The following is a 14,169-nucleotide window of genomic DNA, read 5'->3' on the forward strand; positions in this document are numbered from 1 at the left end:
ACTGGACACGCCTGATTACTTACAAAGGGGAACGCGATGACTAATTCGTTAAAAACCGCCGCGCTGATGCTCGCTGCTGCAACCTTCCTGGCGGGTGCGCCGGCCATTGCACAACAGGCGAGCAAACTGGATGAAGTTCTTGCTCGTGGGCATCTCGTCCTCGGCACCGGCTCCACAAATGCTCCGTGGCATTTCAAAAGCGACGACGACAAGTTACAGGGCTTTGACGTCGATATGGGCCGCATCGTTGCCAAGGCTCTCTTCGGCGACCCCGACAAGATCGAATATGTAAACCAGTCGTCTGATGCTCGCATCCCGAACATCACCACCGACAAGGTCGACCTGACCTGCCAGTTCATGACGGTCACAGGAGAGCGTGCGCAGCAGGTAGCTTTCACCATCCCCTACTACCGGGAAGGCGTTGGCCTGATGCTGAAGGAAGGCGGCCAGTATGCTGACTATGAGGCTCTTAAGGCCGCTGGTTCGTCAGTTACGATCTCCGTCCTTCAGAACGTTTATGCTGAGGATATGATTCACGCGGCGCTGCCGGAGGCCAATGTCGATCAATATGATTCTGTCGACCTGATTTATCAGGCCCTGGAGTCGGGTCGTGCCGATGCCGCGGCGACGGACCAGTCTTCGCTCGCCTGGTACATGACCCAGAACCCCGGCCGTTACAAAGACGCAGGCTACGGCTGGAACCCGCAGACCTACGCGTGTGGCGTGAAGCGCGGTGACCAGGACTGGCTGAACTTCGTCAATACGGCGCTTCACGAAGCTATGACGGGCGTCGAGTTCGACTTCTATGCCGAGTCCTACAAGAAGTGGTTCGGTAAGGACCTCACCCCGCCGCAGATCGGCTTCCCTGTCGAGTACAAGTAGCTGATGAATGGAGCGGGAACTTTAGTCCCGCTCCATATTCTCCGGATGACGAGCTCCTATGGGTTACACACTTAACTTCGCCGTGGTTTGGCGCAACTTCGACCAGCTCTTGGCTGGCCTCGCGTTGAGCCTGGGCCTTGCCTTCGTCTCGATTTTTATCGGCGTTATAATTGGGCTCGTTGCGGCGTTCGCGCTGACATCCACCTATCGTGCTGCCAAATGGCCAGCCATCGGCTATGTCACCATCATTCGGAATCTGCCGATCCTTGTGCTTGTGCTGTTCGCTTACTTCGCGTTGCCGCAGATGGGCGTACGACTTGGTAAGATCGAGAGTTTTGTCGCAGTTCTGGCAGTATATTCCGGTGCTTATCTCGCCGAAGTGTTCCGTGCTGGGCTCCTCTCGATCCCCAAGGGCCTTGCCGAAGCCGGGCTCGCAATTGGCTTGACGCCAATGCAGATCCGCACTTCGATCATCATGCCGCTGATGTTTCGCAACGTCTTGCCCTCGCTTTCGTCGACGATCATCTCGTTGTTCAAGGACACTTCGCTTGCAGCTGCGATCGCAGTGCCCGAGCTGACCTTTGAGGCCCGAAAGATCAACGTCGAGAGCTTCCGCGTCATTGAAACCTGGCTCGTTGCATCCGGTCTCTACGTGGTCACATGTACTGCGCTTGCTGCACTTATGCGCATGGCCGAGCGCCGCCTAGCCGTTCCGAAGTGAGAACATGATGGACTTCCTTGCTTTCCTCGATCAGCTATGGATCGCCCGGTTCGTCATCCTGAGCGGCCTCGGTGCAACAGTATCGATCTCTCTCCTGGCCATCATCTTCGGGTCACTGGCCGGGGTCTTTGTGGGCCTCGCCCTGACATACGGGCCACTTCTGGTGCGCCTTCTAGTTCGGGGCTACACGGACATCGTTCGGGGAACGCCCGTCCTCGTGCTGGTTCTAGCAAGCTACTACGTCTCGTCAGCCGTGGGACTCGATCTAGGACCGTTCTCAGCCGGAGTGTTGGCGCTCGCCATCTTCTGCTCGTCACATGTGGGAGAGATTGTTCGTGGCGGACTTCAGGCCATCCCAAAGGGGCAGACGGAAGCGGCAATGGCAATCGGCCTCACCTTTAGCCAGACGTTCACGAGTGTGCTTTGGCCTCAGGCATTGCGTCAGTTTCTCCCGACTTGGGTCAATACCGCTGCAGAGATGGTGAAGGCCTCAACCCTGCTCTCGGTGATTGGAGTGGCGGAATTGCTGCTGCGTACCCAGGAAATCATCTCCCGCAACTTCATGAGCCTCCAGTTCTATTTCTTTGCTGGTCTGCTCTATTTCGTCGTCAATTTCGCCATCGAGCGCTTCGGCAAATATGTCGAGCGCAAGACGGCCGTGCCGACTTGAGGAATTCGTACCGAATGGCAAAGACAATTCTTGAGATCTCCGGACTGCGTAAAGCCTATGGTGCCGTTGAAGTGCTGAAGGGCGTAGACACCACGGTGAAAGAGGGAGAGGTGATCTCCATCATCGGGTCGTCCGGCTCTGGCAAGACCACGATGCTACGGTGCATCAACATGCTGGAAGAATTCCAGGGCGGCACGATCAGGCTTGATGGCGAGGAGATTGGCTACAACACCACGGCCACCCAGCGTCGCCGCAGGAGCGAGAGAGACATTGCACGGCAGCGTGCGCTGACAGGGATGGCGTTTCAGCAATTTAATCTTTTCCCGCATATGTCAGCCGCCAACAACGTCATGCTCGGTCTCATCAAAGTCAAGAAGATGTCTCGTGCGGAAGCACGAGCCGTCGCAGAGAAATGGCTAGAGCGCGTTGGGCTCGGCGCTCGCGCAGACCACTTTCCTGGGCAGCTTTCGGGTGGGCAGCAGCAGCGCGTAGCAATCGCCCGTGCCATTGCGATGAATCCACGCCTCATGCTGTTTGATGAGGTAACTTCAGCACTCGATCCGGAACTTGTCGGGGAGGTTCTTCAGGTGATCAAGGGTTTGGCGGCAGATGGCATGACCATGCTGCTCGTCACCCATGAAATGCGATTTGCCTTCGAAGTATCAAAGCGTGTCATCTTCATGAATCAAGGCGTGATCTGCGAGGAGGGTGACCCGAAGGAAATGTTTGTCCAGCCAAAAACAGAGCGCTTGGCGGAGTTCCTGAAAACATCCAGTTTCAACTAGAAGAAGTGAGGTCACCATGACTATCAAACGTTACGGCGCCGGCGAAACCGGAGCCGGTGGACAACCCTTGCCGTTTGCACGGGCAGTCGAGGCAAACGGCTGGCTCTATGTCTCCGGGCAAGTTGCAATGGAGAAGGGCGAGATCGTCGGGGGCGGCGTCGTGGCTGAAAGCAGAAAGGCGATCGAGAACATGATCGCAATTCTGAAGGAAGCTGGTTACGGCCTTGAGGACGTGGTTCGCGTCGGCGTTTGGCTTGACGACCCGCGCGACTTCTGGAGCTTCAACGGGGTTTATGCAGAGTACTTCGGAGAGAACCCACCGGCACGTGCTTGTGTTCAGTCGCGCATGATGGTCGATTGCAAGGTGGAAGTCGATTGCGTTGCCTATCGCGCGGACCGCGGCTGATTGTGGGTCGCGGCGAAAGCGGCCGCGACTCCCTTGGTTGTTGAAGGAAGCCTATGCCTGAAGCCGTAGACATCACAGCAAAGCGAACCCGCGGCTTGGATCGGGCGTTCGAAATTCTTGAGTTCCTGCGTCAAACGCGCCGACCCATGCGCCCGAACGAGATTGCCTCCAGCATCGGCGCGCCGCGCTCCTCAATCTATGAACTCGTTAACTTGCTGCTACGTCACGGGATGTTGGAATACGAAGGCGGTGACGGGCGGGTATTCCTTGGCCGAAAGTTGTACTTCCTTGGAAGCGTCTATGCGGAACAGTTTGATCTGATGCGTGAGTGCGACCGCATGTTGGTGCGGCTTGCCGAGGAAACTCGGGAGACTGCGCAGATGTGTCTCCTTGAAGGGAACAAATACACCGTGGCAATGATGCGGGAAGGGCTGCGCCCTTTCCGGATTTCCGCCAACGTTGGAGAGCTGGTTTCAATTCCTTGGACAGCGTCGGGACGGCTACTGCTTGCGCATCTAACAGATCAGGAAATCATTGATTTCATTCCTCATGAAGACTTCTTGCTGCCGAACGATCAGCGGCTCGATCCTCACGAGTTTATTGCTCAGGTACGAAAGGCAAGCCGAGACGGTTATTTCACATTCAACAGTGTTGTGGAAAACTTCACCCACTGTTTCGCAGCTCCGATCTACCGGGCTGACGGCATGTGTATCGCAACGCTTTGCCTTGTTGCGCCACGCGAGGACGGCCTTCGTAATCGTGACGTCTACCTCGCGAGTCTTACTCGTGCGTCACGCGAGATCTCGGAGAAGCTCGGTTTTAATGAACCGCGAGGAGCCGCCAGCTCTTCTCGATAAGACAAGCTGGTTTCCATTTCATTTGTTGATGCCGATCGTGTCCCAGGACGTGGTGTAGCTTAGACGACCACGGCTCATTCCCGAGGGCCGGATGAGTGTCAGCTTGCTGCTGGCAGGCTGATAAGCGGATCATCGCTCATTGTTGCGATGGTTTCCAGTGTCATGTAGCGGGACCGCTGGACGGCCCATTCGTCATTCTGCTCCAGGAGCAAGGCACCGACCAGTCTGACTATTGCGTCGTCGTTGGGGAAGATGCCGACGACCTCGGTGCGCCGCTTGATCTCGCCGTTGAGGCGTTCGATTGGATTGGTGCTGTGAAGCTTGGCCCAATGCTGCTTGGGAAAGGTCATGTAAGCGAGCACGTCTTGCTCGGCACTGTCCATGAGACTGGCGAGTTTGGGCACCTTCGGCCTGATCTGGTCGGCGACGTTACGCCATTGGGTACTTGCAGCCTCTGACGTGTCCTGGGCAAAGGCCGTGGCGATGAAGGCGGAGACAACACGGCGTCCGCTCTTTCCGGCATGGGCGAGCGCATTGCGCATGAAGTGAACCCTGCAGCGCTGCCAGGTGGCCGAGAGAACCTTGGAGACGGCGGCTTTGATGCCCTCATGGGCATCGGAGACGACGAGCTTGACGCCACGCAGACCCCGCCTGGTCAGCTTTCGAAGAAACTCGGTCCAGATCGCCTCGGCCTCGGATGTGCCGATCTCCATACCGAGCACCTCGCGTCGACCGTCGGTGTTGACGCCGACGGCGATGATGACGGCAACGGAGACGATGCGCCCGCCGCGCCGGACCTTGAGGTAGGTCGCATCGATCCAAAGGTAGGGCCATTCCCCTTCGATGGGCCTGTCGAGAAAGGCCTTCACCTTCTCGTCGATCTCCTCGCAGAGCCGGGATACCTGGCTCTTGGAGATGCCCGACATGCCCATGGCCTTAACGAGGTCATCGACGGATCGGGTCGAGACGCCTTGGATATAGGCCTCTTGGATCACCGCCGTCAGGGCCTTCTCTGCCATGCGGCGTGGTTCGAGAAAGCTCGGGAAATAGCTGCCTGTGCGAAGCTTTGGAATGCGCAGCTCGACGGTGCCCGCCCGTGTCTCCCAGTCCCGGTCGCGATAGCCGTTGCGCTGGGCAAGTCGGAAGCCATTCTTCTCGCCATAACCCGCGCCCGTCTTTGTGCCGACCTCCAGCGCCATCAGCTTCTCGGCAGCGAAGCCGATCATCTCGCGCAGCAAATCGGCGTCGGCGCTCTTCTCAACGAGTGAGCGCAGGTTCATCATGTCGTCGGTCATCGGTGGTGTCCCTCAGGTTGGTCATAAGCAACCCGACCCTACCGGAAATCACCGATGGCTATGAAATCCAGCTACACCACTCCATGGGACACGATCCGCGCGGGAACTATTCAGAGGCGCGCCCCGATTGGCGAGTGCGGCCCCCTGGTTCGTTTGAGCCAAGATGGGAAGCGTGCCGCCCCACCATCACCAAGGGCGGCCGTCTCTATGCCCGTTGATGGGGGCCTTCGTCGCGGTCCCCACAAGTCGCATTCGCGCAGAACCGCTCCTCCGGATGCGGCCATTGCAACCAATCCGGAAGCTCCGGGTTCCAAAGGAGCAGAATGAACCGCCGGCCACCAACGAGACAGCAACGCCTTATGGGACTGGCCCTTCGTGGAAAGGGCCCTCTCGGAAAAAAAGGACGCCGCCCATGAGAGACGAGCCGACACGACGGTCTTGCATGCCGGTCCATGTCCGCTTCGGAATAGAAAGGATCGGCGGGAATGGTTGAAGAGTCGGCGGCACCTGCGCCGGTGGCCGGGCGGGTCGTCGTCATCACGGGAGCGTCCAGCGGCATTGGCCGCGCAACTGCTCTTGAGTTTTCACGGGCCAATGTGGCCCTCGTGCTGTCTGCCAGGAATAGAGAACAGCTTGAGCTCGTGGCGGAGGAGTGTCGAAAGCTCGGGGCCCTTGTTCTTACCCTTCCGGCCGATGTCTCCATCTCAGACCAGGTTTCCAAGCTGGGGGATGCCGCTGTGGCTGCCTTCGGCAGGATTGACGTCTGGCTCAACTGCGCAGCTGTGCTGATGTTTGGGCCGGTCTTGGATGAATCTCTGGAGCCCTTTCGCCGTGTGATCGACGTCAACTTGTTCGGCTACGTCAACGGCACACGAACCGCCCTACAACATTTCCAGAGACAGGAAGGTGGAGGCGTCCTGATCAACGGGGCCTCAATGCTCGGGAAATCAGGGGAGCCGTTCCTTGGCGCGTACGTGGCAAGCAAGGCTGCGATCATCGGGTTCACCACGTGTGTGCGCCAGGAGATGCGCGACTTCCAGCACATCCAAGTCTGCACCATCCTTCCCGTCGCGATCGACACTCCGATCTACCAGAAAGCGGCGAACCACATGGGAAAACCCGCGCGGTGCCTGCCGGCGGTCTACGCCGTCCAACGCGTTGCGAAGGCAATCGTTCGTGTCTCGGAGCAGCCGCGCGCCGAGGTCATCGTCGGAAGTTACGGGCACCTTCTGAACATCGCTCTGAAGCTGTTCCCGCGGCTTACAGAACGGCTCATCGCACGGCTTGCACCGCGCTTGCAGTTCGATGAAGGTTCGGAGGACGAACATGATGGCAATCTGTATCAGCCTGCAGGACCAAATACGGTAGGCGGAGGTTGGCGCAATTACTGGCGAAGCAAGGCCGGCCTTCTCAGGATGTAGCCGCGGCCGACCTCCGCATTGGCGGGTCATTCCGCAGGCGCCGGTTCTATCGGTTGCCTTCTGCAGGTGGAATTTCCGAAAATACAGGCAAACAGCCTGCGAACTAGAGCAGCCATTCGATCGGCAGCAAGCCCATAATCCAGACGGCAGTCCGCGACACCAAACTTGTTCCCGGCTCTTCTTCGTGGCGGATGACAGAGCCGTCTGCAGCAATCTCCTGCCAAACCATTTTGCCCTCACCGTTCAAGACGGGACGATACTCGCCGCCGGTAGACGTTCCGAGAAGGCTTGCGAAACAAAGCCTGCGAGGATTGGGCTGTCGACCACCACCCCCATCTCCGTGTTGAGCAGCAGGGAGCGCGGGTCGAAGTTGAACGAGCCGACGAAGATGCGGCTCTCATCCACCGCAAGGGTCTTCGAGTGCAGGGATGAACGCGACGATCCGGAGGGACTGACGGTGTCCGGCTCTTGCGGCGTTCCGAAAGCGGGCTTCAGTTCGTAGAGTTCCACCCCGGCCTGCAGGAGCCCGACGCGATACTTTACATAGGCGCTGTGCACCACAGTGACATCCGTAGCCGCCTGCGAATTGGTGAGGACCCGGACACGAATGCCGCTTCGCGACAATTCCTCGAGCCGGGTCGTGAACTGGCGTCCGGGAACAAAATAGGCGGAAACGAGGTCGACGGAACGGGTGGGCCGCGAGAGCAGCGTCATCAACTGCGGGAACAGGAGGTTCCTTTCCTCGGCCTCCCCCAGCCCCTTGGCCGGATCGTCGCTGACGAGCGAGACCCTTGTCCACTCGAACTCCAACCGACCGGCAGCCAGTTGCCTCACAAGGCTGGAATCCCTCAGCCGCTCTGCATAGAGCCTCCCCTCCTCCGATTTCATCGCCGCCTCCGCCTCTTGCTCCAGGTCACGCCTTGAGGCGGGGGAGCCCTCTTCCACCAGCCGATCGAGCGGATGGGCCGAGCGGCTATGCCAATAGCGGTCGAAATCGGCTCCGATAGCGTCCGCCACGGCACCCGTCACCATCACCTCGGTGTCGATGAACTGCACGCCAGTTCCGAAGCCGAAATAAACGTCGCCGATGTTACGCCCGCCCAGAATGCTTACCGCTCCGTCGGCGGTAAGGGACTTGTTGTGCATCCTCCGGTTCAGCCGAACGAAATCGAAAGCATAGCCCAATGGCTTGAACGTCCCGAGGATGAACGGGTTGAAGAGCCGGATCTCCACGCCCGGCATGGTGTCGAGAGCCGCAAGATCGGCATCCAGGCCGGCGATGCCGTTGTCATCGAGCAGAAGCCGGATGCGCACTCCGCGCTCGGCGGCCTCCCTCAACTCGTCAAGCAGAATGAGCCCCGTCGCGTCTCGCTGCCAGATATAATACTGTACGTCGACCGCGACTTGCGCTGCACGAATCAGTGCAATCCTTGCAACGAACGCATCTGGTCCATCGAGCAAGGGAAGAACCCCGCTCCGGTCATCCTGCTCCCCGGCACGGGAGAGTGCGAGCTTCCCGAGGGGCGTCGCATTACTGGCCTGCACCGCCTGCGTGACGGTTCGTCCATCGAGCGAAGGCGGGCGAAAGACAAAATGGGCGATGGCAAGAGCGACAATCATTGCCGCGATCGCGAGAAACAGGATCCTGGTCAACATGCTCGCAAGTCTCGGCGATGGATGACGCACGCCCGGTTGTTGGAGAAATCACACCTACGCCGCAAGGCACTCAGGTACGCCCCTTCGGCCAGTTGCCGATCGCCCCCAAGATACAGGGCCGAGTGCAGCTTCATGGGCGCTCCTGCAGAGATCAGATGGCAATTCCGACGGATTGGCAAGCCCGGCCCTGTCAGACATCCGTGGGGAGCACCGAAGGGACCCTACCATAACGGCGTGGAACCAGGCCATCTAGGTAAGAGAAATCAGCGGTGCTGGCGCTGGTGACCTCTCCTTCATCGGTGTCAGCGCCCCGCTGAAAATGAACTCCAAGATTACCATAGGAGTAGTGTGTCTCCTCGCCATCCTCGGCAAGCAAAGCGCGATCCGATGAGAAGGGAGGCGTCCGTTCTCCAAGGCACCGGATGCTCCGGCGCCCCGCTAATCCCCGAAACCCACGAGTGAGATCTGCACGCTCCACTCATAGGCGCTGAGGTCGATTACCGCCGGTCGCGGCGGGACGAAGCCGTGGGGCAGGATGCCGTAGCAGAGGACCGCCGTCCCTCCCGGCTCGATGACCCTGTCACTGCGCAGGAAAGCGCGGTAGCTGATCGTAGAATGGCCCTTCAGCCGCGCCGTCAGGCCGAAGGACATGCGCGCCACCGGCCGATCGTTGCCGTTGTGGAACTTTACCATCATCGGTCGCCCGGGATCCGGGCAGGCCGAGGCGTCGGCGGCGGCCCGCGCCGTGATCGCCTCCTTCAGCGCACTCCTTTGGCGTTCCTCGCGCTCGGTCACCAGCCACAGCACGCCGCCGACGACGAGCGCCGCGGCCAGAACGGCAAATGCTGCACGTCGGTTGAGCCGATAGAGGAGGAGAACGACTGCGATAGCGGCGGCAGCGGCCCAGGCCATCACGCTACCTCCGGATTCGGACGAAGATCCATGAGCACTAAGATAGGCCCTGCGCCCGACAATGCAACGTGTGGGTCCGTGGCTCTAGACATCCACAACCGCCATTCATGACAATGCATCTCCATGGTTGCGTCGAGTTTGTAGAATACCATCCTGAATTGGCATAGCGTCTCCGCGCACAACTATGGGAGGACCGAATGGCATATCGTAGGCGGAATGGCAGCGACACCTGGCATTGGTGCAGCAATTGCAGCAATTGGCCGACCACGAACTATGACGAGCGGCCAACGAAGCCGGCCGGCGGCGACCTCTGCAACGAATGCAAGGGCAAGGACGCAGCCGGCACCTGCAAGAAATAGCTCTGAGGTCGAAACGCCCGATCGGAGGGAAAAGGCGTCTCACGGCATCTTCGTCGTCGCCACCAGGACGCCGGCCATGAATGCAATCGCCACGCTCGTCCACAGGAGCATCACCGGCAGCGTGAAGAGGAGCGGCAGAAGCAGCATGGCGACGGCGAAGGCGGCGTCGAGAGCCAGATGGGCGGGCAGGGTCAGGACCGGCTTCCAGCCGAGTTCATAATCGGTCAGGAGCGCATAGACGATGGCGAACAGGCCGAGCAGGAGGTAGGCGATGAATCCCGCCCCCTCCGCCCCAGAGGCGAAGGCGAGCACGATCATCCCCCAGCCGACGAGATAGTCAGCCACTCCATGGGCGAGAGACGGCACAAATCTCACGGGAACCTCCATTGCTGCTACGTCCGTTGGGCCGGGAAAGAGAGTGTTCACATCCGGATCCGCCACGTCTCCTGCCGGTGACATGAAAATGAGAGATCCGGCTATCGGCCGATCCTTCGCCGCGGCAGGAGGTGCGTTGCGGCGAGAAGCGCGAGACCTGCGCCGGCAAGCATGAGTTTCGCCCCGGCCGCGCTGATCGCACCGACCGAGCCGGACGCTTCGTCAGCGAAGCGGCCCTCCCTGAAGCCTTCATCGATGTCGACCGGCTCGAAGAGGTTGTCGCGACGCGAGGCGGAGGCCGGCCGTTGGTCCAGTTGCCCCTCATAGGCCTGGCTTGCGGCCATCCAGTCGGTGAGGCCCGGAAGCGTCAGTCCGCCGATGATCGTCTTGGCGGTCGGCATGCCGACCCACAGCTCGCGCGGCGCAGTGATGGCGGCGCGGTAGATTTCCTCGGCGACCGCCTCCGGAGCGAAGACTGGCGCCACGGGTCGCGGCTCGTGATCCATCTTGCAGCGGGCCCAGCCGAATTGCGGCGTGTCGACCGCCGGCAGGTGAACCATGGTCAGCCGGATCGGCGACTTGTCGTGGATGAGCTCGCTGCGGAGCGAATCCACGAAGCCTCGGGTTGCCGCCTTGGCACCGCAATAGGCCGCCTGCAGCGGGATGGAGCGATAGGCGAGCGCCGAGCCGATGCAGACGATCGTGCCGCGGCCTGCCCGCTTCATGTGGCCGAGCGCCGCCAGGGTTCCGTGAACCTGACCCAGATAGGTCACCTCCGTCACCCGCCGAAACTCGTCGGGCTCGACCTTATCGACCGGACCGAACACGGTCACCATGGCGTTGTTGATCCAGACATCGATCTGTCCCCAGGTGGAGACAACCTGATCCGCTGCCCGGCGCACCGCCCCGGCATCTGCGACATCCACCGGAACGGCGATCGCCTGCCCTCCCGCCGCATTGACCTCCGCCATCACGGCGTCCAGCCGCTTGCGGCCGCGAGCGAGGAGTGCGATCCGCCAGCCGCGCCGGGCAAAGGCGAGGGCCACGGCGCGTCCCACGCCTGCCGAACCTCCGGTGATCACGACCGTTCGCAATTCAGCAGATCGCCGCATCGTCAGCCTCCATTCCTCTAACCGATGGATAGAACGTTCGCAGGCTCCAGTTGTTCACCCGCAGCGAGAACAGACTGGGCATGTTCCACGACCGGGCGGTCAGGCAGCCATCTTCTCGCAGCTTTCCGCGCACCTGCGGCACGCGTCCACGCAGGCCTGCATGTCTCCGATCCGCTCGCAGTCGTCGGCGCATTGCCGGCAGATCTCGGCGCATTCCCGACAGGTATGCTTGTGATGCTCGGTGCCGATCAGCATGAAATGTGCGGAGGTGCGGCAGATTTCCGCGCAGGCCATCATCAGCTTGAAATGGGCGGGCTCTGTATGCTTGCCCCCCATTTCCAGGCAGTGGCCCATGGCCACGGAAAGGCACTCGGCATAGCAGGCAAGGCAGTTGTCGATACAGGCCTTCATCTCCGGCGAGACGTGATGCATGGGGTCTCCCTCCTGTTCCAGGAACCGCGGCACCCGCTTGAACTTCGCGAGTGGAAGCGGGGTTCGGTTGGTCCGCTGCAAGGGAACACGGGGAGAGGGTCAAGGTTCCATCCTGGGGTGCGCCCTGAGATTAGTTCCGATCTGCTGTCGGAGCGGGAACACCGCAGCGGTGAATGCGAGGCAACACAAAAGCAGACGAGCCGGCATCGGGATGTCCGATGCCGGCTCGCATAACTCAGGGTGGATCGCGGCCTTAGAACCTGTAGTTCAGGCCGGCCTTGATCGTGTGGTCGCTGACATTGCTCTCCGTCGTGCCACCGGCCGCCGGGAAGCTGCGCACGTCGCCGGTGCGGGTGTAGTTGTATTCGACGCGGCCGGAGATCTGGTCGTTGAACTTCTGCTCCACGCCAGCGCCGAGAAGCCAGCCGGGCTTCCAGCCATCCGGGCCTTCGGCCGTGGACGTATCGCGCAGGCTGGTCATTGTGGCTCCGGCCGTTCCGTAGACGAGGGTATCGCCGAGCGGCGCGCCCACCTTCGCCTTCGCGGCGACCCGGTAACGCTCCTTCAGTTCGCCGCCGGGAACATCGACCTCCGTGTCGCCCATATGGGACAGCTCCAGCTCGCCGCCGACGACAGCGCCGCCCATCTCGACATTATAGCCGCCCTGGATGCCGCCCATGAACTCGCTCTCGCCGGACAGCGGCATGCCGTGGTCCGAGCTCGTGCCGGCATGGAGACCGACATAGGCGCCGCTCCAGCCGCCCGTCGAAGCGGTGGGCTCCTCGTAAGCGGGCGCAGGTTCCGAATAGGTGAGATCCGCTGCCCAGGCGGGGCTTGCGGCGAATGCGGCGACGATCGCCAGAACATAGGGCTTGTTGGTCATGGTCTACTCCGTACAGCGCCCGTATGCCGAGAGAGATACGGGCTTTACTCAGTTACACATCCTGCGGCGGTCGCGACCTCCATAGAGCCCCGTCAGGCCGACCACCGGCAAGTCCGTTCTGAATTTCACGAATTCATAAACGGTCTCTTAACGTTCGTACCGGCCCGCCCAACGCGCCGATCAACAAGTGTAACAAGACCGGGAGGCGATGCCGCCGGGGAGACGCCGCATCCCGGAGGCCCGCTTACTGCAGGAAACGCGGCACCGGCGCCGCAGCATCGACAGCAACGCCATTGAGAGGCTCGGCGACACTGCCCTGCCCTCCATCCAGCCCCGTGGCGACGACCGAGACGCGGAACTTGCCGTCCAGCTCACGGTCGAAGATCGCGCCAACGACGATGTCGGCATCGTCCATGACCTCGTCACGGATTCGGCTCGCAGCCTCGTCCACCTCAAACAGCGTCATGTCGGAGCCGCCGGAAATCGAGATCAGCACGCCCTTGGCGCCCTTCATGGAAATCTCGTCCAACAGCGGATTGGCAATCGCTGCCTCCGCAGCGACGAGGGCGCGGCCGTCGCCCGACGCCTCACCAGTGCCCATCATCGCCCGCCCCATGCCCTTCATCACCGATTTGACGTCGGCGAAGTCGAGATTGATCAAGCCCTCCTTGACGATCAGATCGGTGATGCAACCGACGCCGGAGAACAAGACCTTGTCGGCCGTCATAAAGGCATCGGCAAAGGTCGTCTTGGCGTCAGCGATGCGGAAAAGGTTCTGGTTGGGGATGACAATCACGGTGTCAGCGGCCCGACGCAGTTCCTCAATGCCGGCTTCCGCCGTCTTCATGCGGCGGTTGCCCTCGAAGGTGAATGGCTTGGTCACCACGCCGACCGTGAGGATACCGGCATTGCGCGCGGCCTGGGCGATAACCGGCGCGGCTCCGGTGCCGGTCCCGCCGCCCATGCCGGCCGTCACGAAGCACATGTGGCAGCCGGAGAGATGGTCCATGATCTCGTCGATGGATTCCTCAGCCGCGGCCCGGCCGATTTCCGGAAGGGATCCCGCTCCCAGGCCCTCCGTCACGGCCGTGCCGAGCTGGATGCGACGTGAGGCTTTCGAAGTCGCCAGCACCTGTGCGTCGGTATTGGCGGCAATGAATTCCACGCCCTCCAAGTTCTCTGCAATCATGTTGTTGATGGCGTTGCCGCCGCCACCGCCCACACCGATCACGGTGATCTTGGGCCGCATTTCCGTGATCATGTGCTTCTTGTCGTCCGACATCGCTTAGTCCTTTGCGCCAATATTCCGCGGCCAGCCCAGCAACGGGCACCGGCGAATCGATTGCGAGATTAGGCCGCCAACAAGGCAGAGGCGCGGCAAAAGGACAAGGTACGGCCGCATT

At 60.8% G+C, this 14,169-nt stretch carries 15 protein-coding genes; 7 read left to right on the forward strand and 8 right to left on the reverse strand.

The genetic code is table 11. From position 1 onward, the window contains the following. Nucleotides 1–36 precede the first annotated feature (36 nt). Genes RTCK_RS05900 through RTCK_RS05925 form a run of 6 tightly spaced genes read left to right on the forward strand, consistent with a single transcriptional unit; the run spans nucleotide 37 to nucleotide 4,321 of the window. Complete coding sequence (locus tag RTCK_RS05900) at nucleotides 37–882, forward strand: transporter substrate-binding domain-containing protein (RefSeq protein WP_142592136.1); 846 nt, start codon at nucleotides 37–39, stop codon at nucleotides 880–882. A 58-nt stretch (nucleotides 883–940) separates the two neighbouring features. Beyond that, on the forward strand, nucleotides 941–1,603 hold the full coding sequence (locus RTCK_RS05905) for an amino acid ABC transporter permease (RefSeq protein ID WP_142592137.1): 663 nt from the start codon (nucleotides 941–943) through the stop codon (nucleotides 1,601–1,603). Between the two features lie 7 nt (nucleotides 1,604–1,610). Next, on the forward strand, nucleotides 1,611–2,273 hold the full coding sequence (locus RTCK_RS05910) for an amino acid ABC transporter permease (RefSeq protein ID WP_142592416.1): 663 nt from the start codon (nucleotides 1,611–1,613) through the stop codon (nucleotides 2,271–2,273). 14 nt (nucleotides 2,274–2,287) lie between these two features. Continuing rightward, nucleotides 2,288–3,058, forward strand: coding sequence for an amino acid ABC transporter ATP-binding protein (locus tag RTCK_RS05915; protein ID WP_142592138.1), 771 nt, complete (start codon nucleotides 2,288–2,290; stop codon nucleotides 3,056–3,058). A 16-nt stretch (nucleotides 3,059–3,074) separates the two neighbouring features. Beyond that, a complete protein-coding gene (locus tag RTCK_RS05920) occupies nucleotides 3,075–3,464 on the forward strand; it encodes a RidA family protein (protein ID WP_142592139.1) in 390 nt (129 codons plus the stop codon). A gap of 53 nt (nucleotides 3,465–3,517) precedes the next feature. Further along, nucleotides 3,518–4,321 (forward strand): IclR family transcriptional regulator, encoded by an 804-nt coding sequence (locus RTCK_RS05925; RefSeq protein WP_142592140.1) that lies wholly within the window; start codon nucleotides 3,518–3,520, stop codon nucleotides 4,319–4,321. Nucleotides 4,322–4,419: 98 nt separating this feature from the next. Here RTCK_RS05925 and RTCK_RS05930 read toward each other — a convergent pair whose 3' ends face one another. Then, nucleotides 4,420–5,616: an IS256 family transposase gene (locus RTCK_RS05930; RefSeq protein ID WP_092938864.1), complete on the reverse strand. Its 1,197-nt coding sequence runs from the start codon at nucleotides 5,614–5,616 to the stop codon at nucleotides 4,420–4,422. A gap of 485 nt (nucleotides 5,617–6,101) precedes the next feature. Between RTCK_RS05930 and RTCK_RS05935 the strand changes: the two genes are divergently transcribed. Then, nucleotides 6,102–7,037, forward strand: a complete 936-nt coding sequence (locus RTCK_RS05935; RefSeq protein WP_142592141.1) for an SDR family oxidoreductase — start codon at nucleotides 6,102–6,104, stop codon at nucleotides 7,035–7,037. 243 nt (nucleotides 7,038–7,280) lie between these two features. Here RTCK_RS05935 and RTCK_RS05940 read toward each other — a convergent pair whose 3' ends face one another. The 7 genes from RTCK_RS05940 to ftsZ all read right to left on the reverse strand — a co-directional run bounded on the left by RTCK_RS05940 (nucleotide 7,281) and on the right by ftsZ (nucleotide 14,048). Continuing rightward, nucleotides 7,281–8,693: a phospholipase D-like domain-containing protein gene (locus RTCK_RS05940; RefSeq protein ID WP_142592142.1), complete on the reverse strand. Its 1,413-nt coding sequence runs from the start codon at nucleotides 8,691–8,693 to the stop codon at nucleotides 7,281–7,283. A 438-nt stretch (nucleotides 8,694–9,131) separates the two neighbouring features. Then, on the reverse strand, nucleotides 9,132–9,605 hold the full coding sequence (locus RTCK_RS05945; protein WP_142592143.1) for a hypothetical protein: 474 nt from the start codon (nucleotides 9,603–9,605) through the stop codon (nucleotides 9,132–9,134). 398 nt (nucleotides 9,606–10,003) lie between these two features. After that, nucleotides 10,004–10,339 carry a hypothetical protein gene (locus RTCK_RS05950; RefSeq protein ID WP_142592144.1) on the reverse strand — a complete coding sequence of 112 codons (336 nt, stop codon included), beginning with the start codon at nucleotides 10,337–10,339 and terminating at the stop codon, nucleotides 10,004–10,006. A 101-nt stretch (nucleotides 10,340–10,440) separates the two neighbouring features. Beyond that, on the reverse strand, nucleotides 10,441–11,451 hold the full coding sequence (locus RTCK_RS05955) for an SDR family oxidoreductase (protein ID WP_142592145.1): 1,011 nt from the start codon (nucleotides 11,449–11,451) through the stop codon (nucleotides 10,441–10,443). 99 nt (nucleotides 11,452–11,550) lie between these two features. Continuing rightward, the gene (locus RTCK_RS05960; RefSeq protein ID WP_142592146.1) at nucleotides 11,551–11,883 is read right to left on the reverse strand and encodes a four-helix bundle copper-binding protein; all 333 of its coding nucleotides are present in this window, start codon (nucleotides 11,881–11,883) and stop codon (nucleotides 11,551–11,553) included. A gap of 253 nt (nucleotides 11,884–12,136) precedes the next feature. Further along, nucleotides 12,137–12,766, reverse strand: coding sequence for an outer membrane protein (locus RTCK_RS05965; RefSeq protein WP_142592147.1), 630 nt, complete (start codon nucleotides 12,764–12,766; stop codon nucleotides 12,137–12,139). Between the two features lie 244 nt (nucleotides 12,767–13,010). Continuing rightward, entirely contained in the window at nucleotides 13,011–14,048 is a 1,038-nt protein-coding gene (gene ftsZ, locus RTCK_RS05970; RefSeq protein ID WP_142520882.1) for a cell division protein FtsZ, read from the reverse strand. Nucleotides 14,049–14,169: the final 121 nt, after the last annotated feature.

It is taken from the genome of Pseudorhizobium endolithicum (genome assembly GCF_902153245.2).
In the GTDB taxonomy this organism is placed as follows: domain Bacteria; phylum Pseudomonadota; class Alphaproteobacteria; order Rhizobiales; family Rhizobiaceae; genus Neorhizobium; species Neorhizobium endolithicum.

Excerpts from the sequence above, each read along its gene's own strand:
- RTCK_RS05940 (WP_142592142.1), bottom strand. The coding sequence starts at position 8,693 with ATGTTGACCAGGATCCTGTTTCTCGCGATCGCGGCAATGATTGTCGCT.
- RTCK_RS05920 (WP_142592139.1), top strand. The coding sequence starts at position 3,075 with ATGACTATCAAACGTTACGGCGCCGGCGAAACCGGAGCCGGTGGACAA.
- RTCK_RS05955 (WP_142592145.1), bottom strand. The coding sequence starts at position 11,451 with ATGCGGCGATCTGCTGAATTGCGAACGGTCGTGATCACCGGAGGTTCG.
- RTCK_RS05930 (WP_092938864.1), bottom strand. The coding sequence starts at position 5,616 with ATGACCGACGACATGATGAACCTGCGCTCACTCGTTGAGAAGAGCGCC.
- RTCK_RS05965 (WP_142592147.1), bottom strand. The coding sequence starts at position 12,766 with ATGACCAACAAGCCCTATGTTCTGGCGATCGTCGCCGCATTCGCCGCA.
- RTCK_RS05915 (WP_142592138.1), top strand. The coding sequence starts at position 2,288 with ATGGCAAAGACAATTCTTGAGATCTCCGGACTGCGTAAAGCCTATGGT.
- RTCK_RS05960 (WP_142592146.1), bottom strand. The coding sequence starts at position 11,883 with ATGCATCACGTCTCGCCGGAGATGAAGGCCTGTATCGACAACTGCCTT.
- RTCK_RS05905 (WP_142592137.1), top strand. The coding sequence starts at position 941 with ATGGGTTACACACTTAACTTCGCCGTGGTTTGGCGCAACTTCGACCAG.
- RTCK_RS05910 (WP_142592416.1), top strand. The coding sequence starts at position 1,611 with ATGGACTTCCTTGCTTTCCTCGATCAGCTATGGATCGCCCGGTTCGTC.
- RTCK_RS05945 (WP_142592143.1), bottom strand. The coding sequence starts at position 9,605 with ATGGCCTGGGCCGCTGCCGCCGCTATCGCAGTCGTTCTCCTCCTCTAT.
- RTCK_RS05925 (WP_142592140.1), top strand. The coding sequence starts at position 3,518 with ATGCCTGAAGCCGTAGACATCACAGCAAAGCGAACCCGCGGCTTGGAT.
- RTCK_RS05935 (WP_142592141.1), top strand. The coding sequence starts at position 6,102 with ATGGTTGAAGAGTCGGCGGCACCTGCGCCGGTGGCCGGGCGGGTCGTC.
- RTCK_RS05900 (WP_142592136.1), top strand. The coding sequence starts at position 37 with ATGACTAATTCGTTAAAAACCGCCGCGCTGATGCTCGCTGCTGCAACC.
- ftsZ (WP_142520882.1), bottom strand. The coding sequence starts at position 14,048 with ATGTCGGACGACAAGAAGCACATGATCACGGAAATGCGGCCCAAGATC.